The organism is Flavobacterium ustbae (assembly GCF_003946915.1).
Lineage (GTDB): Bacteria > Bacteroidota > Bacteroidia > Flavobacteriales > Flavobacteriaceae > Flavobacterium > Flavobacterium ustbae.
On record NZ_RPOC01000014.1, the window covers coordinates 35489 to 57979 of the forward strand.

The 22491-nt window shown below is 33.3% G+C and carries 23 protein-coding genes; 15 read left to right on the plus strand and 8 right to left on the minus strand.

The features are described 5' to 3' along the window. Window positions 1-64: 64 nt before the first annotated feature. Together EG814_RS16005 and smpB are read right to left on the minus strand one after the other, a co-directional pair. Complete coding sequence (locus tag EG814_RS16005) at window positions 65-703, minus strand: hypothetical protein (protein ID WP_125722905.1); 639 nt, start codon at window positions 701-703, stop codon at window positions 65-67. Between the two features lie 79 nt (window positions 704-782). Next, entirely contained in the window at window positions 783-1238 is a 456-nt protein-coding gene (smpB, locus tag EG814_RS16010) for an SsrA-binding protein SmpB (RefSeq protein WP_095927676.1), read from the minus strand. Between the two features lie 243 nt (window positions 1239-1481). Here smpB and EG814_RS16015 point away from each other — a divergent pair, with 243 nt between their 5' ends. After that, complete coding sequence (locus tag EG814_RS16015) at window positions 1482-1703, plus strand: VF530 family protein (RefSeq protein WP_125722906.1); 222 nt, start codon at window positions 1482-1484, stop codon at window positions 1701-1703. A gap of 1 nt (window position 1704) precedes the next feature. Here EG814_RS16015 and EG814_RS16020 read toward each other — a convergent pair whose 3' ends face one another. The 3 genes from EG814_RS16020 to EG814_RS16030 all read right to left on the minus strand — a co-directional run bounded on the left by EG814_RS16020 (window position 1705) and on the right by EG814_RS16030 (window position 3777). Continuing rightward, on the minus strand, window positions 1705-2259 hold the full coding sequence (locus EG814_RS16020) for a DUF3575 domain-containing protein (RefSeq protein ID WP_125722907.1): 555 nt from the start codon (window positions 2257-2259) through the stop codon (window positions 1705-1707). Window positions 2260-2368: 109 nt separating this feature from the next. Further along, window positions 2369-2917, minus strand: a complete 549-nt coding sequence (locus tag EG814_RS16025) for a GNAT family N-acetyltransferase (protein WP_125722908.1) — start codon at window positions 2915-2917, stop codon at window positions 2369-2371. 8 nt (window positions 2918-2925) lie between these two features. After that, the gene (locus tag EG814_RS16030) at window positions 2926-3777 is read right to left on the minus strand and encodes an aldose 1-epimerase family protein (RefSeq protein WP_125722909.1); all 852 of its coding nucleotides are present in this window, start codon (window positions 3775-3777) and stop codon (window positions 2926-2928) included. A 184-nt stretch (window positions 3778-3961) separates the two neighbouring features. On the opposite strand from EG814_RS16030, the gene EG814_RS16035 reads away from it, so the two are divergent. From EG814_RS16035 to argH, 12 genes are all read left to right on the plus strand, one after another. After that, a complete protein-coding gene (locus tag EG814_RS16035; protein WP_125722910.1) occupies window positions 3962-6226 on the plus strand; it encodes a M1 family metallopeptidase in 2265 nt (754 codons plus the stop codon). 470 nt (window positions 6227-6696) lie between these two features. After that, window positions 6697-7332 (plus strand): GNAT family N-acetyltransferase, encoded by a 636-nt coding sequence (locus EG814_RS16040; protein ID WP_125722911.1) that lies wholly within the window; start codon window positions 6697-6699, stop codon window positions 7330-7332. 62 nt (window positions 7333-7394) lie between these two features. Beyond that, the gene (locus EG814_RS16045; protein WP_125722912.1) at window positions 7395-8588 is read left to right on the plus strand and encodes an argininosuccinate synthase; all 1194 of its coding nucleotides are present in this window, start codon (window positions 7395-7397) and stop codon (window positions 8586-8588) included. Window positions 8589-8619: 31 nt separating this feature from the next. Continuing rightward, window positions 8620-9030: a hypothetical protein gene (locus EG814_RS16050; RefSeq protein WP_125722913.1), complete on the plus strand. Its 411-nt coding sequence runs from the start codon at window positions 8620-8622 to the stop codon at window positions 9028-9030. Window positions 9031-9071: 41 nt separating this feature from the next. After that, the gene (argC, locus tag EG814_RS16055) at window positions 9072-10049 is read left to right on the plus strand and encodes an N-acetyl-gamma-glutamyl-phosphate reductase (protein WP_125722914.1); all 978 of its coding nucleotides are present in this window, start codon (window positions 9072-9074) and stop codon (window positions 10047-10049) included. Window positions 10050-10207: 158 nt separating this feature from the next. Beyond that, window positions 10208-11347 (plus strand): aspartate aminotransferase family protein, encoded by a 1140-nt coding sequence (locus EG814_RS16060; protein ID WP_125722915.1) that lies wholly within the window; start codon window positions 10208-10210, stop codon window positions 11345-11347. Window positions 11348-11431: 84 nt separating this feature from the next. Next, window positions 11432-12625 carry a glutamate-5-semialdehyde dehydrogenase gene (locus EG814_RS16065; RefSeq protein WP_125722916.1) on the plus strand — a complete coding sequence of 398 codons (1194 nt, stop codon included), beginning with the start codon at window positions 11432-11434 and terminating at the stop codon, window positions 12623-12625. Window positions 12626-12700: 75 nt separating this feature from the next. Further along, window positions 12701-13462: a glutamate 5-kinase gene (gene proB / locus EG814_RS16070; protein WP_125722917.1), complete on the plus strand. Its 762-nt coding sequence runs from the start codon at window positions 12701-12703 to the stop codon at window positions 13460-13462. 130 nt (window positions 13463-13592) lie between these two features. Then, window positions 13593-14546, plus strand: coding sequence for an N-acetylornithine carbamoyltransferase (locus EG814_RS16075; RefSeq protein WP_125722918.1), 954 nt, complete (start codon window positions 13593-13595; stop codon window positions 14544-14546). 99 nt (window positions 14547-14645) lie between these two features. Next, window positions 14646-15419 carry an acetylglutamate kinase gene (gene argB, locus EG814_RS16080; protein WP_125722919.1) on the plus strand — a complete coding sequence of 258 codons (774 nt, stop codon included), beginning with the start codon at window positions 14646-14648 and terminating at the stop codon, window positions 15417-15419. Between the two features lie 195 nt (window positions 15420-15614). Next, window positions 15615-16685, plus strand: a complete 1071-nt coding sequence (locus EG814_RS16085) for a M20 family metallo-hydrolase (RefSeq protein WP_125722920.1) — start codon at window positions 15615-15617, stop codon at window positions 16683-16685. A 138-nt stretch (window positions 16686-16823) separates the two neighbouring features. After that, window positions 16824-18110, plus strand: a complete 1287-nt coding sequence (gene argH / locus EG814_RS16090; protein ID WP_125722921.1) for an argininosuccinate lyase — start codon at window positions 16824-16826, stop codon at window positions 18108-18110. A gap of 66 nt (window positions 18111-18176) precedes the next feature. On the opposite strand, the gene EG814_RS21315 is transcribed toward argH, so the two are convergent. Then, the gene (locus EG814_RS21315; RefSeq protein WP_317133049.1) at window positions 18177-18266 is read right to left on the minus strand and encodes a T9SS type A sorting domain-containing protein; all 90 of its coding nucleotides are present in this window, start codon (window positions 18264-18266) and stop codon (window positions 18177-18179) included. A gap of 151 nt (window positions 18267-18417) precedes the next feature. Beyond that, window positions 18418-19491, minus strand: a complete 1074-nt coding sequence (locus tag EG814_RS16095) for a pectate lyase family protein (RefSeq protein ID WP_235830988.1) — start codon at window positions 19489-19491, stop codon at window positions 18418-18420. Window positions 19492-19753: 262 nt separating this feature from the next. Between EG814_RS16095 and EG814_RS16100 the strand changes: the two genes are divergently transcribed. Together EG814_RS16100 and EG814_RS16105 are read left to right on the plus strand one after the other, a co-directional pair. Further along, complete coding sequence (locus EG814_RS16100) at window positions 19754-20749, plus strand: DUF2157 domain-containing protein (protein ID WP_125722922.1); 996 nt, start codon at window positions 19754-19756, stop codon at window positions 20747-20749. Further along, window positions 20749-21915: a hypothetical protein gene (locus EG814_RS16105; RefSeq protein WP_125722923.1), complete on the plus strand. Its 1167-nt coding sequence runs from the start codon at window positions 20749-20751 to the stop codon at window positions 21913-21915. Before EG814_RS16100 ends, EG814_RS16105 begins: the two co-directional genes overlap by 1 nt. Window positions 21916-22052: 137 nt before the next feature. Here EG814_RS16105 and ytxJ read toward each other — a convergent pair whose 3' ends face one another. After that, the gene (gene ytxJ / locus EG814_RS16110; RefSeq protein ID WP_125722924.1) at window positions 22053-22442 is read right to left on the minus strand and encodes a bacillithiol system redox-active protein YtxJ; all 390 of its coding nucleotides are present in this window, start codon (window positions 22440-22442) and stop codon (window positions 22053-22055) included. Between the last annotated feature and the right edge of the window lie 49 nt (window positions 22443-22491).

Genomic DNA, 22491 nt, shown 5'->3' on the forward strand with positions numbered 1-22491 from the left:
GACAAAATTAGTCATTTTCTTAAATAAAAGAAAAGCAGCATTTTAAAATACTGCTTTCTAATTTTTATTTTGGAGGAAGCGAACCGTCTTTTCTCATTTCTTTTACAACAGCTTGCATTATAGCATCAACAGTTTGTCCTAAATCAGTAACATATTGTGATTCGGTCGTTCCTGTCCATATTAATTTGTTTTGTTTTAATGAAAATACATTGGTTTCGACCATATAAGAAGTTGTTTCCTGATAATATCCAGGATCATAGAAGTTTGGAGAATACATTCCGTACCAGTTTCCAAAACCGTAGCCGTACATTCCCGTATACAATCCGTCGAAACCTCCATAATACATTCCGGTATAAGTTCCGGGAACATAGGTGGTTTCTTTTTCTTTACTTACTAAACGCATGCTGACAACTCCGTCAAAATTTTCGTCTTGTAAAACCTTTAGTTTTTCTTCTTTCGATAATTGTGAAGCGGCGTTTAAGTACTGGTAGGAAGTTTTAAATACTGGATTACTCGCTGCAATTCTATTTTCGGCAATTCGTCTCGAAGCTTCGTCTTTAACCAAAGCTACAACCAAAACTTTTTTAAATTGTTCTTGAGTGATCGTTACATCAGGATCTCTCCAGCTATTTACAATAGATGTATTACTGCCACAACTTGAAAACGCTGCAATAGCGAAAAACAAAACTAAGTACTTTTTCATATTTTACAGTTGAATTATTTGTAATAAAAATAACAATAAAATATTATAAATACGTAATTAAGAGAGAATTAATTTGTTTTTAATTATAAGCTTTTTTAATACGATCCAAATCACGTTTTGTGTCTTGCTCTTTTAGAGATTCACGTTTGTCATAGTTTTTCTTTCCTTTGCAAAGACCAATCTGTAATTTGGCTAATCCTTTCTCATTTGTGAACAATTTCAAAGGAATAATAGTAAGTCCTTTTGCTTGAACACTTTTATGAAGTGTTTTTAGTTCTTTTTTATTTAAAAGCAATTTTCTTTCGCTTCGCGATTTATGATTGAATTGATTTCCAAAAGAATATTCTTCTATATAGGTATTAATAGCAAAAAGTTCCATGCCGCTGAATTCACAAAAGCTCTCTGTAATATTGGCTTTTCCTAAACGTATTGACTTTATTTCTGTTCCCGCCAAAACAATTCCAGCAGTATATGTATCGATTATTTCGTAATCGAATCTGGCTCTTTTGTTAAGTATATTAACTGATTTTATCATAATTGCAAATGTAAACAAAATTGAAAAAAAATGTAGTAGTTAAAGATAATTAAAGTTTTTTTTCAATATATGATTTTAATCATTTTTAAGGAAAAAGCTTACTCATAAGTTTGTCCCGACAAAAAATCATATTTTAAATTTATTCTTTATTTGATTAACGTAAAATTCTATTTTAGTAATTTTACAAAAAAAAGACCGTACTTATAGAAGTACGGTCTTTTGATATTATTTAAAAAGTTTAAGATGCAAAACCAAAAAGATCCATTACATGGAATTACACTTCAAAAAATTGTCGAAACGTTAGTCGATTATTATGGATTTGATACTCTAGGAGAGTTAATCCCTATTAAATGCTTTACTTCGAATCCTAGCGTAAAATCAAGTCTCACTTTTTTAAGAAAAACAGATTGGGCTCGTAAAAAAGTGGAAAACCTCTATATTAAAATACTTCCTAAGTTGAGCTGATTTATAATTTGTAAGAAATCATAACTCCTCCACGATACGGAAGCCATTCACCGCTTTTATTATAATTTGGTGCTTTTTCATATCTTCCAGGAGTTCCATCATTGTAATACCCGTGATAAAATCCTTGGTGCCATCCGCCACCGACAAAAAAGTCGAGTAAAAATTTATCGTTTAATTTAAGATTGTAGCCAACCGTAGCTCCAATTCTATATCCAAAACCATCTTCATATCTATTACTATCCCAGTAATTCCACTTTTGCAGTTCATATTTGTCAGCTCCAATATGGGCTCCAGCATAAAAGCCATTGTATTTTTCTTTGAAATGGTATCGAATTTCTGGAGTTACGGTAATAAATTTCATCGGATGATGTCCATCAAAAGATTCCCAGAAAGAAACCATTACATCTGCACTAAATGTTGTTTTTTTTCCAATACTGGTTTCTATTCCAATATTTGGAACTAAAAGTAAAGCAGTAGCTCCGTTAAATTTTACAAATGTCTGGCTATGTAATTGAATACAAAATAAAAGAACTAGAAGGGCGTGTATTTTTTTCATAAATTTTAGAATTCAAAAGCAGCAGTTTTTTTACTGATTTTGAGCGCAAATATAGCCTATAATGATAGAAATTAATTTTTTATATGATTATTTTAACAGGAATAAAAAGCTACTTTTCTAGCAATGAGTAGATTACCTTGTCTAGGAATTTTCCTTCCCAAAATTCTGATTCTTTTAAATGCGCTTCTTTAACAAATCCGCATTTTTGTAATACCTTTTCAGAGGCATAATTTTCAGGGTCAATTACCGCTTCAATAGAGTGTAGTTTTAATTCTTTGAAGCCATAATTTGTCAATGCATTTACAGCTTCTGGAACAATCCCTTTGCCATGAGAATCAGAATTTAGCATATACCCAATTTCTGATCTATAATTTTCAAATTGTGTTCTGTAGAATCCAATTATTCCTAATAGTTTTGGATCTCCTTTAAGTCTAATCGCCCAATTTATGCCAATATTTTTGTCGATATTTTCGTTAATAGTATTGATGTGAGCCAATGCATCTTCATGATTTTTTGCCAAAGGACGCGGAATATATTTCATGATTTCAGCATCAGAACGCATTTCGAAAACTTCTTTTACATCAGTTTCATTAAGTCTGTCCAAAATCAGACGCTCGGTTTCTATTACAGGAAATGGAGTAAAATTAAATTCTAGCATTTTGTTTCTTATAATATAGTAATACTAAATTTTGCACTGAAATCTTTGCTTTCATCCAAAGTCAAAATTCCTTCTTTTTCGTATAAATCACCTGTATTTTCATTAGTGTCAGAATAGCCCAACCAAGGTTCAATACATACAAATGGCGCATTCTCTTTGGTCCAGATTCCTAGACTTGGAAAATCATTATAATCCACTTTTACATAGGGTTTTGCATTGTTGAGAATAGTCAATGACTTGGATTTTAATATTTTAAAAATTAAAGCATCATTTTTAAACAAGTCATAATTTAAAGGAACAATGTTATTTTTTGTTTCTAAAATTTTAGTTTGAGATGAAATCAAATCATTTTCAAGAAGATAATATTTTAAATTTTCTTCTTTTTCGAATTGAAAAGCATAATTTTCAAAATCGTCTGGAAGCGCAATTGCAGGATGAGCGCCAATTGAAAAAGGCATTTTTTCTTTTCCATTATTGATTACTTTGTACTCAAGTTCCAATGAGTTTTCTGTAAGCGTATAAATAAGCTGTAATTCAAATTCAAAAGGATATTTCTGTAATGTTTTTTCAGAAGATTTGAGAGAGAAAATAGCTTTGTTTTCCGCTTTTTCAATCAGATTAAATTCCATATCACGAGCAAAACCATGACGTGGCAAATGATATTCTTTTTCATTGATTTTGTATGCATTGTTTTTTAAAGTTCCCACAATAGGAAAGAGAACAGGTGAATGTTTTCCCCAAAAATCGGGATTTCCTTCCCAGATATATTCGTTGTTTTGATTGTCTTTTATCGAAAATAATTCGGCTCCTGCATGTTTGATTGAAGCTGTGAGTATTGAGTTTGAAATAGTTGTAGTCACAATATTGAATATAAAATGAATAATTTTTATAGAGATGTAAATATATTTTATAAAATTTAGTTTTTAAGAAAAAAAGCCTAAATTATTTTATTAATAAAATTTTGCTAAAATTGAATTTATGTTTTAAAATTTCTCCGCAAATAGCTTTTTTTTTCATTAATTTGCTACATAAATAGCTAAAAATATGAAAAAGCAATCTGCGAAAGCCATTTTAACCACGGCTTTATTTTTTGGGATTTCTTCAGTATGGGCGCAGCAAACTCCGTCAGCAACAAATCCAGTAAGCAATTACAATTACCACGATGCCTTTGGGCCTCATTTCTACACTAAAAACGCTACAGCTACACGTACTGCTAGCGGGGAACCGGGAGTAGAGTATTGGCAAAACAGAGCCGATTATCAGATTACGGCAAAATTAAATGGAACTACAAATGAAATTGTAGGTACAGACGAAATTACCTATACAAATAATAGTCCTCAAAAATTATCATTTCTTTGGTTGAATTTAGATCAGAATTTGTTTAAAGAAGACTCAAGAGGAAATGCACTTGTGCCTTTAACAGGAAGCCGTAATGGCGCTCAAGGACAAGTTTTTGATGGCGGAAATAAAATTAAATCTGTAAAAGTAATTTCTGGAGGTAAAACTAAGACCGAAACAACGGCTAAATATATAGTTACAGATACAAGAATGCAGATTTTCCTTCCTCAGGAGTTGGCTGCAAAAGGAGGTTCTGTAAAGATTAAAATCGAATTCTCTTTCATCGCGCCTTTTGAAGGATCGGATAGAATGGGAGTTTTGGAAACTAAAAACGGAAAAATCTTCACTATTGCGCAATGGTACCCACGTATGTGTGTGTACGATGACGTAAGAGGATGGAATACAGCTCCATATTTAGGCGCTTCAGAGTTTTATTTGGAATATGGAGATTTTGATGTAAAACTTACTGTTCCAGGAAATCACTACGTTGTGGCTTCTGGTGAATTGCTAAACGGTCAGGAAGTATTCTCTGCCGAGCAATTGAAAAGATATAAAGAAGCTTCTAACAGCGATAAAACAGTTATGATTCGTACTGCAGACGAAGTGAATTCTACTGCAACTGCAACTGCAGGAACTGAAAAAACTTGGCATTATAAAATCAAAAATGCACGTGATTTCTCTTGGGCATCATCTCCAGCTTTTATTTTAGATGGAGCAAAAATTAATCTTCCAAGCGGTAAAAAATCTTTAGCATTATCTGCTTATCCTGTTGAAAGTGATGGGCGAGATGGTTACGGACGTTCTACAGAATATGTAAAAGCATCTATCGAACATTATTCTAAACAATGGTTTGAATATCCTTATCCAGCGGCTACAAACGTTGCAGGAAATGAAGGAGGAATGGAATATCCAGGAATTGTTTTCTGCGGATGGAAATCTAAAGGACAAGATCTTTGGGGAGTTACAGATCACGAATTTGGCCACATTTGGTTTCCTATGATTGTAGGTTCAAACGAAAGATTATTTGCTTGGATGGATGAAGGATTCAATACCTTTATTAATTCATTAAGTACAGCTGCATTTAATAATGGCGAATACAAAGAACAGCCAACAGATTTGCACGAAATGGCAGAACCGTTTACAAGACCTGATCTTGAAACGATTATGAGTTCTCCAGATAATATGAAGGAAGCCAATATTGGTATGTTATGTTACTTTAAACCAAGTGCAGGTTTAGTCATTTTAAGAGAACAGATTTTAGGAAAAGAGCGTTTTGATACTGCTTTTAGAACTTATATTCAGCGTTGGGCTTACAAACATCCACAACCAGATGATTTCTTTAGAAGTATGGAAAATGTAGCTGGAGAAGATTTAAGCTGGTTTTGGAGAAGCTGGTACGTAAATAACTGGCGTTTTGACCAAGGAGTTAATTCAGTTAAATATGTGAAAAACGATCCAGCAAAAGGCGCTGTAATTACAGTTGAAAATTTTGATAAAATGCCAATGCCAATTGTTTTAGATGTAAAAACAAAAAGCGGAAAAGTAACAAGAGTTAATATTCCTGTAGAAATCTGGCAAAGAAACAATTCTTGGTCTTTCAAACACAATTCGACAGAAGAAATTGAAAGCATCACGTTAGATCCAGATCATGTTTTTCCGGATAATAACACCTCTAACAATGTTTGGAAAGCAGAAAGCGGAAAAATTGAAAAAGACATTATTCTAGACGGATACTTAGGCAATTATGTTACTTCTAAATCTCCATTGACAATTGAATTGACAGAGAAAAATAGTGTTTTATATGCTGAGCTTCCAAATTATCCTAAATTTACTTTAGCTCCTGTTGCAAATGAAAAAGATACATTTGAATCAAAAAGAGCAGGATTAAAATTTAAATTTAATGAAGCTAAAACAGGTTTTGATATGACGCTTATGGATAATGGACAAGTAATTCCATTTACAAAAAAATAAATTTTAGAAATATAAAATATTTAAAACCCGATAGTTAGAGATGATTATCGGGTTTTGTTTTATGCGTATATTCACAAAACGTAAAAAAAATGTTAGAATTTAAATTTTTTGTTTTGTAAATAAAAAAATAATGTACTTTTGCATCGATGAATAAAATAAGTTTACATATAACTTCTTTGTCACGGACAAACTCACCGATTACTTCTCCCGAAGTACGGACACTATCTCTATAGTATCCACTGAGTTTTATAGCCGTATATTTATTCATACCCTTTTTTCATTTTGAAATCACACAATTTGTCCATTGGACAAACATATCCTAAAACTATATATAATTTTGTGAATTTTCTTGATCAAGTTTTTGATTTTGAAGATGTTACTTCTTTTATTCTTATTTTTATCGGATTCAATTCTGGATTTCAATCTAAGCAACACATTTTAATTTTTAACGCTAAACTTCAATTATTGAAATGAAGATCTCTATTGTTGTTACCCAGGAAGAACACTTCAAATTCGCACAAGAAATCTGCGATACGATAGAATCATCTGCCTTGTTAAGAGGTACGGGGATTGCTAAAAGAACTCCTGAGTATATTCAGAAAAAAATGGCAAACGGTGATGCAATGATTGCACTGGCTGATGGAAAGTTTGCAGGTTTTTGCTACATAGAAAGCTGGCAGCACGGAAAATTCGTGGCGCACTCGGGATTAATCGTACACCCAGATTACAGAAGCCACGGTTTGGCTAAAAAGATAAAATCTAAAGTATTTGATTATTCTTTAAAAAGATTTCCAGATGCTAAAATATTCGGAATCACAACTGGTTTGGCGGTAATGAAAATTAACTCTGAATTAGGATACAAGCCAGTTCCTTTCTCAGAATTAACAACCGATCCAAGTTTTTGGGCTGGCTGTAAAACCTGTACCAATTTCCCAATTTTACAAAGCAAAGAAAACAAAATGTGTCTTTGTACTGGAATGTTGTACGATCCAAAAGAAAAACAAAAAACACCGCCAAGACATCCTTTTAATGAGGCTGTTTTAAGCAGACTTAAAAAAATTAAACAAGCATTATTCTTAAATAAAATAATAGCATTTTTTGTTTAACCAATTAATTAGAAAAAATCTCAAACTGCTACATACGAAAGTATTAGCCTAAATTATAAAAAATGAAAAAAGTAGTATTAGCTTATAGCGGAGGATTAGATACCTCGTATTGTTTGAAATATTTAAAAAATGAAAAAGGATACGAAGTTCATACTGTTCTTGTAGACACAGGAGGATTTTCTGCTGAAGAATTAACAGCTATTGAATCAAGAGCTTACGAGTTAGGAAGTGCGCAACACGCCAACCTTACAATCGTAGACAAATATTATGATAAAGCAATAAAATATTTGATTTTCGGAAATGTATTAAAAAACAATACTTATCCGTTATCAGTTAGTGCAGAGCGTGTTTTTCAGGCAATTGAGGCTATAAAATATGCTAAAAAAGTGGGAGCAAGCGCGATCGCACACGGAAGTACAGGTGCAGGAAACGACCAAATTCGTTTCGATTTGATTTTCCAGACTATCGCTCCGGAAATTGAAATCATTACACCAATTAGAGATTTAAAACTTTCAAGACAAGAAGAAGTAGATTATTTAGCTCAAAATGGAGTTCACTATTCTTGGGGAAAAGCGCAATATTCTATCAATAAAGGACTTTGGGGAACAAGTGTTGGAGGAAAAGAAACTTTAACTTCTGGACAGCCATTGCCAAGTGAAGCTTATCCTTCGCAATTGCAAAAAGAAGGAGAAGAGAAAGTAACGCTTCATTTCGAACAAGGTGAATTAGTTGGTCTGAACGGAAAAACGGATAAACCTTCAAACAATATTGTAGCTTTAGAAAAATTAGCAAACGCTTACGCAATCGGTAGAGATATTCACGTTGGTGATACGATTATCGGAATTAAAGGTAGAGTTGGTTTTGAAGCTGCAGCGCCTTTAATTATCATCAAAGCGCACCATTTATTAGAAAAACATACTTTAGGTAAATGGCAGCAATACTGGAAAGAACAACTAGGAAACTGGTACGGAATGTTATTTCATGAAGGTCAATTTCTTGATCCTGTTATGAGAAACATCGAAACTTTCCTTCAAGATACTCAAAAAACAGTAAACGGAACAGTAACTGTTTCGTTAAAACCATATCATTTCTCACTTGACGGAATCGAATCTGAAAATGATTTAATGAACACAGGTTTCGGTCAATACGGCGAAATGAACAATGCTTGGACATCTGAAGATGCAAAAGGATTTATTAAGATTTTAGGAAATGCTCAAAACATTTTTTCATCTGTAAACAAATTAGACCATGATTAATTATAATACATTATTCACAAATAAAACTAATTTGAAAACAAAGATATTTTTTTTGCTCCCATTTCTCTTAATGTTTTTTGCATGTTCAAGTGATAATGATTCTAATCAGGAAAAAGAAACTTTAAAGGCAATCACGTATGAAGTCTTACTATTTGAATATACACCTGATACTGGTAACAATACATCTAGGCTACGTTATGAAATAAAGTTTACTAATCATAATAATGTTGCTGTAAAAGGAAATTATAAGATAACATATAACGCTGATGGACTTATTTTAACTCCTATCATAAGAGTACCCAACGACGACCCTTATGATAAAATTGAAGCAAACTCCTTTTATACCGCTAGTTATGATGTTGAAACTGCATTAGAGCCAACATTAGGAACTATTAAATCAATAAAATTTTTATCTGCTGAATTCGTTCTTGCAGATTTATAAAAATCAAAGATTTTTTACAGAATCTTAAAAAAAATAAAACTATGATTAATGTCGGAATTATTGGTGGTTCGGGTTACACGGCTGGAGAACTCATCAGAATTTTAATGTATCACCCCAAAGTAAACATCGATTTTGTTTACAGTACCACAAACGCCGGAAAACCGCTTTCTGTAGCGCACCACGATTTGATGGGCGATATTGAAATGAACTTTACTGATGAAATCAATCCAAATGTGAATGTCGTTTTCTTGTGTTTAGGGCACGGAAAATCAATTTCATTTTTAAAAGAAAATCAGTTTGGTGGTCATACAAAAATCATCGATTTAGGAAATGATTTCAGATTGAATAAAGACGCTCATTTTGAAGGAAAAGATTTTGTTTACGGTTTACCTGAAATCAACAAAGCCGAAATCAAAAAAGCAGATTATATTGCCAATCCGGGTTGTTTTGCAACTGCTATTCAATTAGCATTATTACCTTTAGCAAAAGACGGATTGCTGAATAATGATGTTCATATTAATGCGACAACGGGTTCGACAGGAGCGGGAGTAGGCCTTGCTGAAACTTCTCACTTTAGCTGGAGAAATAACAATTTTTCTCATTACAAAGCTTTTGAACATCAGCATTTAGGTGAAATCACCGAAAGTCTGGTGCAACTGCAGGATGATTTTGAAAGTGAATTGCTTTTTATTCCAAACAGAGGAGATTTTCCAAGAGGGATTTTTGCAACGCTTTATACTAAATCAGACGACAGTTTAGAAACTTTAGTAGCAAAATACGAAGAATTCTATAAAAATGAGCCTTTTGTAACGGTTACAACGACTAATATCAATATGAAACAAGTCGTACAAACCAACAAATGTATTATTAGTTTATTGAAAAAAGGAAACCGGGTTCTCATAACATCAATTATAGATAACTTAACCAAAGGTGCTTCTGGCCAGGCAATTCAAAACATGAATTTAATGTTCGGATTAGAAGAAACCACTGGTTTACATTTGAAACCAATCGGATTTTAATTTTTTAGTTTCAAGTTTAAAGTTTCAGGTTTCACGTTCTGCACGTGACTTGAAATATCAAAAAGAAACATAAACAAGTTTTCAGGTTTAAAAGTTTCAGTTTTCACATTCAGTGATAAACTTGAAACATGAAACCTGAAACAAAACAAACAAAAAACATGAACTTATTCAACGTTTACCCATTATACGACATAACTCCAGTAAAAGCAATAGATTGTACAATCATTGATGACAAAGGAGTAGAATATTTAGATTTATACAGCGGACATGGAGTTATTTCCATCGGACATACACAGCCGGATTATGTGGCGAAACTGAAAAACCAAATCGATAATTTAGGATTTTATTCGAATGCTATTCAAAATCCTTTACAGGTTGAATTGGCACAGAAACTTGGAAAGCTTTCAGGTTTAGAAGATTATGAATTATTTTTATGCAGTTCTGGAGCTGAAGCAAACGAAAATGCATTAAAATTAGCGTCTTTCCATAATGGAAAATCAAGAGTGGTGGCTTTTCATAATTCTTTCCACGGAAGAACTTCTGCGGCAGTTGCTGTTACCGATAACAAAAAGATTGTTGCACCAATTAATGCACAGCAAGAAGTTACTTTTTTACCTTTAAATCAAATCGAATTAGTTGAAGCTGAATTAGCAAAAGGCGATGTTACAGCGGTAATTATTGAAGGAATTCAAGGAGTTGGAGGTTTAGATCAAGGAACAACCGAGTTTTTTCAGGCTTTAGAAAAAGCTTGTAAAAAATACGACGTAGTTTTAATTTTAGACGAAGTGCAATCTGGATATGGAAGAAGCGGTAAATTCTTCGCTTTTCAGCATCACGGAATCAATGCTGATATTATTTCGGTTGCAAAAGGAATGGGTAACGGTTTTCCTGTTGGAGCGATTTTAATTTCGCCAAAATTCGAAGCAAGTTTTGGATTATTAGGAACGACTTTCGGCGGAAGCCACTTGTCTTGTGCAGCAGGAATTGCGGTTTTAGATGTAATTGAAAAGCTTGATTTACAGAAAAATGTAAATGAAGTTTATGAATATTTCGTAGAAAAAATCAAAGAAGTTGACGGAATCAAACAAGTTAAAGGAAAAGGCTTAATGCTTGGAGTGGAGTTTGATTTTGATGTTGCTGCTTTAAGAAAGAAATTAATTATCGAAAAGCACATTTTTACAGGAAGCGCCAACAATAAAAATCTGTTGAGAATTTTACCGCCATTGACAGTGAAAAAAGCTGATATTGATACGTTTGTAAAAGCTTTAAAAGAAAGTTTAGAAGAACTTAAAAACTAAGTTTTATATAGCTGTTAATTCGTTTAATCGTTTAACTGGTTAATCGATTAAACGAATTAACGATTAACCAATTAAACCAAAAAAATGAAACCATTATCAATTGAAACGCGAAATGCGGTTTTGCGGACCATGGCAAAACTGGTCGAACAGGAGCGGAATCAGATTATTTTGACCAATCAAGAAGATCTGGCTGATTACGACGGTTCTGATCTTGCGATGGAAGAACGCCTGAAAGTAGATGATAAAAAAGTAGATGAAATGATTTTGTCATTAAATCAATTAGCATCTCAGGAAGATCCCGTTGGAGTAGAGCGCTTTCATTTTACACACGATAATGGAATCAAAGTCATCAATAAAACCGCTGCTTTTGGAACGATTTTAATTATTTATGAATCTCGTCCCGATGTAACGATTGAAGCTGGCGGAATCGCTTTTAAATCCGGAAATAAAATTTTATTAAAAGGAGGAAAAGAGTCTTTAAAATCCAATTTAAAAATCGTAAGTCTTTGGCATCAAGCTTTAGAAGAAAATAAAGTTTCAAAAGACTGGGTTGAATATCTGAATTATAACAGAAATGAAACTCAGGCATTTTTAGAAAAACCAACGCAAAAAGTAGATTTAATTGTTCCGAGAGGAGGCGAAAAATTAATCGAATTTGTAAAAGCGCACGCCACTTGTCCCGTAATCGTAAGCGGACGCGGGAATAATTTTGTTTACGTTCATAAAGATGCCGATACTGATTTGGCTTTAAAAGTAATTTTAAACGCTAAAACATCCAAAATTTCGGCTTGTAATGCCGTTGATAAAGTTTTAATTGATCCAAAACTTCCTAATTTTGAAGGTTTTACAGCTATTTTAATTGAAGCATTAAAAGAAAAAAATGTGGAAGTTATTGTAGATAAATCACTTGAAAATTTTGAAGATACCGAAACACTTCAAAACGAAGATATTTGGTACGAAGAGTTTCTGGATTATAAAATCGTAATCGGAACTATTGATTCTGAGGAAAATGCAATTGATAAAATCAATAAATACTGCGGAGGACATTCGGCAGTAATTATTACAAAAGATGATAAAGTTGCCAAAGACTTCATGGAAGCAGTTGACGCAGCAGCTGTTTACCAAAACGCTTCTTCCAGATTTACTGACGGAGGACAATTTGGTTTGGGCGGCGAATTAGCAATCAGCACGGATAAATTGCACCAACGTGGCCCTATTGGTTTACAACATTTGGTCACAAATAAATGGTACGTTTACGGAGAAGGACAAATTCGCTAATTGAGATAATTAGAAAATTCTATAAAAAAAACTTAGAATCTCAGCATCTTAGAACCTTAGTAGCTTAAAAAAAACATGGGTAAAAAACGGATTTTATTAAAAATAGGAAGTAATACTTTAACCAAAGAAACCAATCATATTTCGCGGGGAAAGATTGAAGACCTCGGAGTGCAGATTGCAGCTTTAAACGACGAATATGAATTTATCATCGTAAGTTCGGGAGCCATTGCGGCGGCAAAGCAGTTTGTAAAACTGGATAATCAAGATAAAGATGTTTTCGTAAAGCAGGCTTTAGCTTCAATCGGACAGCCGCATTTAATGCGGATTTACAATGAGAACTTTAAGGATTTAGGATTAAATACTTCGCAGTGTTTACTTTCTTATTCTGATTTTGAAAAAGAGCAGACCAAAAAGAATATTGTAAATACGATTAATGTATTAGTTAAAAACAATTACATTCCAATTATCAACGAAAATGATACCGTGGCAACAGATGAGATTCGATTTGGAGACAATGATAAATTAGCGGCGTTAACGGCGGTGCTGCTAAATGTTGATATTCTGATAATTGCAACCAATACAAACGGAATTTATACCAAAGAATCAATTCACAATGAAAATCCAGAAACCATAAAATTGGTTGAAGATTTAAAACTCTTAGAAAAAGAAATCGGAGATTCAAAATCCTCACACGGAACAGGTGGAATGCAGTCTAAAATAGAAGCTGCAGCAATTGCAAAAGCAGCCAATATTGAAACCTGGATCGTAAATGGATTAAATGATAATTTTATATTGAAAGCATTAAAAGAAGAAATTTCTTTCACAAAAATAATTTAAAAAGGTTTAATTGTTTAATCGTTGATCGGTTAATCGATTAGAAATGAAGTATAAAAAACAAAAAAGAGGTTAAGATTAATTTGTTTACCGATTAAACAAATCAACGATTAACCGATTAAACAAAAAAGACATGAACTACATCTCAATAAAAGAAATCAACTCATTATCAAAATGGGTAAATCAAGCGATAAAAATCAAAAAAAATCCGCTTAAAAATCAAAGTTTAGGAAAGAATAAAACTCTAGGAATGTTATTCTTCAACCCGAGTTTAAGAACGCGTTTGAGTACTCAAAAAGCGGCATTAAACTTAGGAATGAACGTTATGGTAATGAACTTTACGAACGAAGGCTGGACTTTAGAATTTGAAGACGGAGCCGTAATGAATTCTGGTGCTTCAGAACACATTAAAGAAGCGGCAGAAGTAGTTTCTCAATACTGTGATATTATCGCAATTCGTGCTTTCGCAGGATTGGTTGATAAAGAAAAAGATTATGCAGAAACGGTGATTTCAGGATTTTTGAAATACGCTACAGTGCCAATCGTAAATATGGAAAGTGCTGTGCGTCATCCGCTTCAGTCATTAGCAGATGCAATTACGATGGAGGAATTCAAACCGAGACATAAAAATAAACAAAAAGTAGTTTTATCTTGGGCACCGCATCCAAAAGCGCTTCCACAAGCAGTTGCGAATTCATTTGTAGAAATGATGCAGATGCAAAAAGATATGGATTTTGTAATCACACACCCAGAAGGTTACGAGTTAAGTCCGGAAATTACAAAAGACTGTAAAATCGAATACGATCAAGACAAAGCTATTGAAAATGCTGATTTTGTTTACGTAAAAAACTGGAGTAATTTCAACGATTACGGAAAAGTAACGAATTCAGATTCAAGTTGGACCGTTACAGCAGAAAAAATGGCTTTAACGAATAACGGAAAATTCATGCACTGTCTTCCGGTTCGTCGTAACGTAATTGTAAGCGACGAAGTTTTGGATGGAGAAAATTCAATCGTAATCGAACAAGCGAATAACAGAACGTATTCGGCACAATTAGTTCTACAGAAGATTTTGAAAAAGCTATAGCTTTTTTTAAAGCTTCTAAGGTTCTGAGGTACTAAGCTGCTAAGTATACAGAATCTAAAAAAAACTTAGCAGCTTAGAATCTTAGCACCTTAGCACCTTATGAAGGTATCAGTAATAAAAATCGGTGGAAACATCATAGACAATCCCGCAGAATTAGAGCAGTTTTTAACTGATTTTTCTAAAATTGAAGGACATAAAGTATTAGTTCACGGCGGTGGAAAATCGGCTACGAAAATGGCGCAGAGTATTGGTTTGGTTCCGCAAATGATTGACGGACGCCGAATTACAGATGCTCCAATGCTGGATGTTGTGGTAATGATTTACGCTGGACAAATCAACAAACATGTCGTAGCACAATTACAGGCAAAAGACAACAATGCAATCGGTTTTTCTGGAGCTGACGGGAATTTAATTCAATCCACAAAAAGAAATCACCCAACAATAGATTACGGATTTGTAGGCGATGTTAAACAAGTAAACACTAAATTACTGGCTACTTTATTAGAAACCGGAATTGTTCCCGTTTTCTGTGCGATTACACACGACAAAAACGGACAATTATTAAATACAAATGCCGATACAATTGCAAGCGAATTATCAATTGCGCTATCAGAAGTTTTTGACGTGACGCTGACGTATTGTTTTGAAAAACAAGGCGTTTTACAGGATTCAGAAGATGATTCATCTGTAATTACCGAAATCAACGAAACATTATACAACAAACTAAAAGAAGAAAAAGTAATCCATTCGGGAATGATTCCAAAACTGGATAACTGCTTCAATAGTTTGTCAAGAGGTGTGCAGAAAATCAAAATTGGGCATCACAGAATGCTTCAAAATTCAGATATTCCTCATACAACGATTACGTTATAAAAGTTAATGCCACAGATTAAAGGATTAAAATGATTAAAAAAAATCTGTGAAAATTCTTTTAATCTGTGGCAAAAAAATAAAATAGCGCAGTGCTTTTAATTATTAATTTAAGAAATTTGCGCAAGTAAAAATGGTCTAGGAAAGCACTTAAAAACTTTGATGCTTTGTCCCTTTGAGCCTTTGAACCTTATTAAAATGAAAAATATAGATACGCTTACTAAAGAAGCCATTCAATTATTAAGAAACTTGATTGAAACGCCTTCATTTTCAAGTGAAGAAGATCAAACAGCTCTTTTGATAGAGAATTGGTTCAATCAGAATGAAATTCCGTTCAAGAGAGAAAATAATAATGTGTGGGCTTTCAATAAATATTTCGACGAAAACAAACCAACACTTTTATTAAACTCACATCACGATACCGTAAGACCCAATCAAGCATATACAAATGATCCGTTTAAAGCAATCGAAAAAGACGGAAAACTATTCGGATTAGGAAGTAACGATGCAGGAGGATGTTTAGTTTCGCTTTTAGCAACTTTCGTTCATTTTTACGAAAACCAAAATTTATCACATAATATTGTAATTGTGGCTTCGGCAGAAGAAGAAAGCAGCGGAAAAAATGGTTTAAACAGCGTTTTAAAACATTTACCAGAATTAGATTGTGCAATTGTTGGCGAACCGACTTTAATGCAATTGGCTGTAGCCGAAAAAGGACTTTTAGTTTTAGATGTAAAAGTAAAAGGAACCGCAAGCCACGCCGCGCACCAAAACGATGATAATGCATTATACAAATCAATTCCGGTAATGGAATGGTTTAAAAACTATAAATTCGACAAAATCTCAGATGTTTTAGGTCCCGTAAAAATGACCGTAACGCAGATCAATGCGGGAAAACAGCACAATGTAGTGCCATCAGAATGTGATTTAGTTGTTGACATTCGCGTAACAGATCGCTATACCAATGCGGAAATTCTGGAGGTTGTAAAAGCCAACGTAAATGCCGAAGTAACACCAAGATCAATGCATTTAAATGCTTCGTCTATTCCGATTGCACACGGTTTAGTTCAGGCAGGAATTGCTTTAGGAAGAACAACTTATGGTTCGCCGACACTTTCAGATCAGTCCGTTTTAAGCTGTCAGTCGTTAAAATTAGGACCAGGAGAAACATTGCGTTCGCATTCAGCAGACGAATTTATTTTTGTAAATGAAATAGAAGAAGGAGTCGATCTTTATATTAAAATATTGACTGGTTTCTTTAAATTATAAGAAAAGAAAAACCGCCACGAATTCACAAATTATTTTTTACTATTTAGACGAAAATATTAATTCGAATTAATTCGGAAAAATAAGCACAAAGATTATCAAAAATAATTCGTGAATTCGTGGCGAAAAAAAATAAAGCCTATGAAACTTTGGGAAAAAGGAATACCAACAGATAAACAAATTGAGCAATTTACCGTTGGAAACGACCGTGAACTGGATTTAGTTTTAGCAAAATACGATGCTTTAGGTTCAATTGCTCATGCAAAAATGTTGGGGCAAATCGGATTATTAACTGAAGAGGAAACGACATCTTTAGTTAACGCATTAAACGAAATCATTGCCGATATCGTAGTTGGGAATTTCGAAATCGAAGACAGTTTTGAAGACGTTCATTCAAAAATAGAATATTTACTGACTGAAAAATTGGGCGATGCCGGAAAGAAAATCCACACGGCGCGTTCTCGTAACGATCAGGTTTTGGTGGACGTTCATTTATATTTAAAAGATGAATTAAAAGCAATCAAAGAACAAGTAAAAACGCTTTTTGATCTTTTGATGGAATCAGCAGAAAAATATCAGCATGTTTTATTACCAGGTTATACACACTTGCAAATTGCCATGCCGTCGTCTTTCGGAATGTGGTTTTCGGCTTACGCAGAAAGTTTTATCGATGATATTACAATGTTGAATGCAGCTTCTAAAATTGTAGATCAGAATCCATTAGGTTCTGCGGCGGGTTACGGAAGCTCATTCCCGATCGACAGAACATTTACAACAAAAGAATTAGGTTTTGAAACCTTAAAATATAATGCCGTTGCTGCACAAATGAGCCGTGGAAAAGCAGAAAAAACAGTTGCTTTTGCTATGACAAGCGTAGCAGGAACATTATCAAAATTTGCAATGGATGTTTGTTTGTACATGAGCCAGAATTTTGATTTTATCGGGCTTCCAGCGCATCTTACAACAGGTTCGAGCATTATGCCGCACAAAAAAAATCCTGACGTTTTCGAATTAATCAGAGGAAAATGTAATAAGATTCAGGCACTTCCATATGAAATTACATTAATTACCAATAATCTTCCGAGCGGATATCACAGAGATTTACAACTTTTAAAAGAAGGTTTGTTTCCTGCGATTCAAACTTTAAAATCTTGCTTAGATATTGCCATTTTCTCTATCAAAGATATTACAGTTAAGGAAGGTATTTTAGAAGATAAAAAATACGATTACTTATTTACTGTAGATACTTTAAACGAAATGGTGGTAGACGGAATGCCGTTTAGAGATGCTTATAAAGCTGTTGCTGAACAATTAGAAGAAGGAACTTATAAATCTCCAAAAGCAACCAAACACACACACGAAGGCAGTATTAATAATTTATGTCTAAACGATATAAAAGACAAAATGGATAATAGTTTTTTGATGTAAAAGCTAAAAATATAAAAGTAAAAGGTCATTGATTAAGTTCTATGACCTTTTGTTTTATAGGGAAATTTAGTTTTTTACCAGCTTAAAAGTTTTGCTTCTATTTTCGATTTGAACTTTACAGATATAAATGCCTTTAGCAAGATTTCCAACATTCAGCTAATTTTTCATCTGGAGAAACACTTTTGGAGTGCGAATATACTTTTGATCCATTTGAAGAAAACAAATCTACTTCAGCCAAGCCATTGTCTGAACTTGAAAAATCAATATTCAAAAGTTTATTAATGATAGAGGGATAATATTTTAAATCTCAATTATGGACATTTTCATTTAATCCTAAATTATTACAGCTTGTCGATATAACGCCTTGAGCCGTAACTTGAAGTGTTGCACCAGCACCACAAGAAGGATTTGAAATAAATCCTGCAACATTTGCAGTTGGTAGAACCGAATAATTATAAGCTTGTTTGGTTACAGTAGTACCTGAATTTGCAGGCGCATTTAAGCAATCCTTAAAAGTAATTCTAATTGTCCCGCCGTCTGTACTTGTATAATTTTTAAAAGCAGTTCCAATTTTTGCAAAATCAGTACCTTCAACGTAGCAAGTAGTATTGTTGCTTCCACCGCCTAGTCCAATGGCTAGCGAACCCGAAACAGAGGTATTGTAATAACAGTTTAGAATATGAAGTTCGGCATTTCTGGCTCTTGGCATTCTTTCTTTACAGCCTTCTGCCCAATAGCAATTTTTAAAAGTAATGCTATAATGGCCGTCTGCAGGAGCATCAGTTTTAGACGAACCGATTAAATCAGAAAAACGGTGATCATCAGCTCCACCGGGACCACCTGCTTTTGGAGCTTTTAGATAAGTAAATTTGCACCAAGAAACCGTAACATTATCGGCAGCGCCTTTATTATCAAAATTACCATCTGTACCATCTTGAAATTCGCAATGATCTACCCAAAGATTGGTAGCTTCAGAAGTTAGGTTATCATGGCCATCAGTATCGTAAGCGCCAGGCCCTTCAAAAATTAAATTTCTGATGATGATATTATTAGATCCTGCTTTTAAATTTAAAATTCCAGAACCAGAAGCAGTTTGATCTAAGTTAATTAATCGCGCTCCAGGAAGCCCAAGGATAGTTTTGTCTTTTGCCTGAACACTGGTATAGGTACAGTTTATTGTTCCCGAAACTAGAATAACTTGTGGAGTAGTCAGTTTTAATTTAGCAGTTAAGTCAGTTAAAGTAGTCACTGTTACGGGAGTTGCACTTCCGCCTCCAGTTGTAGCAGCTCCAAATCCTTCTGGTGCACTCATATAATAGTTTTGAGCAAATAGAAAGCTGCAAGGCAGTAGCAAGGCTAATAAAATAAGTTTTGTTTTCATTTAAGTGTGGTTTTTTTGTGGTTTGAATAGCTAATGTAATCGATTACACAAATGTAAAAGAATAAAAACAATTTCAAATTAATTTGGTTAAGATTTATGTTTTAAAAGTTGAAAATGCGAGAGTTATAAATTTGTTTTTTACACTTTTTTTGTTTTTATGTAATCCTTTTAATGCAAGAGATACAGGAATTTTCGAAAACTAAAAAATAGCTATTTTCATCCTAAAATACTTATATTTGAAAACCACAACCTAAATTGACCAATGAAAAAATTTGATAGCCAGTTTACTCAAAATCTTTTTGAAAGAGGCTTAATTACAGAAAATCAGTTTGACGATGTTAAATCTTATCGAAATCTGAATATCTTTTCGCTCAATGCAGAATTGAAACTTTTTTTATATCTGTCTGTATTGTTATTTACTTCTGGAATTGGAATTTTAATTTATGAAAATATCGATTCAATAGGGCATATTGCTATTCTTTCGTTGCTTTTGATTGTTATAGCGGTTTGCTTTTTTTATTGTTTCAAATTTTCTAAAGGTTTCCAAAAAGAAGAAACAACTTTTGATCATCCCGTATTAGAATATCTGGTTTTGGCAGGTAATATCTTGACTTGTATTTTTATTGGCTATCTTCAGTTTCAATATAAACCTTTTGGAGAACATTACGGATTGGCGACGTTGGTTCCCACAATAGTGAGTTTCTTCTGTGCTTACTATTTTGACAACAGAAGTGTGCTAACAATTGCAATTACTGGTTTGGCGGCTTATGTCGGACTTTCTGTTACTCCACAAACTTTGTTGGATAATAACGATTTTTATGCTAGTCAGAGTTTAAGTTATTCGGCTGTAATGCTTGGGGTATTACTTATTTTGTGGACTATTTATAGCTGTCGTATTTCACTAAAAACACATTTTAGCTTGATTTTCCTCACTTTTGCACTTCATATTATAAGCATTGCTTCAATTAGCAATTTAACCAATTACGATATTCTTACCTGGATGGTTTTTGGAGTTATTTTAGCAGGTTCAACTTATTATTTTTATAAAGCTAGTTACGATCAAAAAGCAATGTCTCTCTATGTCTTTATGATTTTATACGCGTATATTGGAGCAAATATTTTTGTGTTTAGAATCTTTGAAAATGTTGATTTCTCAGACCTTTGGGAAATATTTATCTTTTTGTTGCCAGCGTATTTCATCGGTTCAATTGTAATTTTTATAAAACTAATTAAAAACTTTCATAAAGAAATTGCATAATGATAGTATACGATAAAAAAATATTGAATAATGAAGCTTTAATTGATGAAGCAGCTTCTTTGCATAGTGGAGGTTTTATTAGTAAAGACCAAAAGAAATTTATAGAAAAGGAGTTGGAAAGTATTAAAAGCCAGAAAAACATTTTGGTTAGAATTGGTTTCTTTTTACTAGGAGCATTATTGTTCGGATCGATTTGTGGTGCGATTACTATATTCGGAGTGAGTTCTGAGCGCATATTTTTTCAAATCTGCTGTTATATTTTTGCCATAGTTGGATTTGTGGGAGCTGAAATTCTAGCCTCAAAAAACTTTCATAATCACGGTTTAGATGATGCTTTTATTTTGGGAGCGCTTTTAAATGTCGGATTTGCAATAGGAATTACAACTGAAGGTTACGAAATGGTTATTGCTTTCTTTGTTGCAATAGTAGCGTTGTTTATGTTTTTGAGGTATTTGCATCTCTTGTCAATGCTCGTTTTCTGCCTTGCCATAACAGCTTTTTTGTTTTATGGGATGTTTGAATTGGGACAAATTGGAAAAGCTGTTTTACCATTTACAGCGGCGATTTTTGCTGGAGTTTTTTATTTTTTTACTAAAAGAATAATCGGCCGTTTGACTCAAATTTATTATTACAATGGGCTTTTATTAGCAAACAGCTTTTGTCTCGTTTTATTTTATCTTTCTTGTAATTATTTGATTGTAAGAGAACTTTCTGTAGAGCTTTTAGGAGCAGATGTAAAACCGGGAACCGATATTCCGTTTGCATTTTTCTTTTATGCCTTTACTTTTATAGTTCCAATAATTTATTTGGTTCAAGCTTTGAGAACAAAAGACCGATTAATGCTTTGGATCAGCTTTTTGGCTATTGCATTTTCAATTTACACGATTCGATTTTATTATTTGGTTTTGCCGATAGAAGTCGCACTTACACTTGGCGGTACGGTTTTATTTGCAATAGCCTATTTTTCTATTAAAAAATTAAAAGAAAAAGAAAGTGGATTAACTTTTAAGCCTGATAGGATTACTCATTCAGATGCATTACTAAACGCCGAGGCTTTAGTAGTAGCCTCAACTTTTGGAATGAAACCAGAAGTAAAACCACAAGCTTCTCCAATGGAATTTGGAGGTGGAGGCTTTAGCGGTGGCGGTTCTGGGGGAAGTTTTTAATTGTATTTTGCCACAGATTAAAAGATTTTCACAGATTATTTTTGAATAAAGCAGCCACGAATTTCACAGATGCAGGCCTAATTAATTAGTGTAATTTGTGAAATTCGTGGCAAAATCATTTTAATCTGTGGCAAAAATTATACTTTACTTTTCAATGCCTCCGCATCAATATCGTTGTGCGAAACGTCGTAAACTGCTTTTCCGTTTTTGATTAAAATCAATTGAGGCGATTCGTGGTAAACACCAAATCGGCTTGCAATTTCGTTTGAAATATCTCTATGTGCGATTAAGTCTAAAAAATACGCATCAACAACACCTTCAAGATCATATTCTCTTTCAAATTGCTTTAGAGCCATACGGCTAATACTGCATCTTGTACTATGCTTGAAAATTACCACTGGCTTTTCATTAGAAATAGCTTCGATTTCCATTAATTGAAGCATATCTGTTAATTCTGTCCAGTTTACTTTACTTTTTGATGCTTCTGAGTTCTCAGAACTTCCGAAGATTGAATTAAAAAAACTCATATTTGGCTTGTTTTGTGACTTTTTGACGTGTTTTAATCGTAGAAAACTG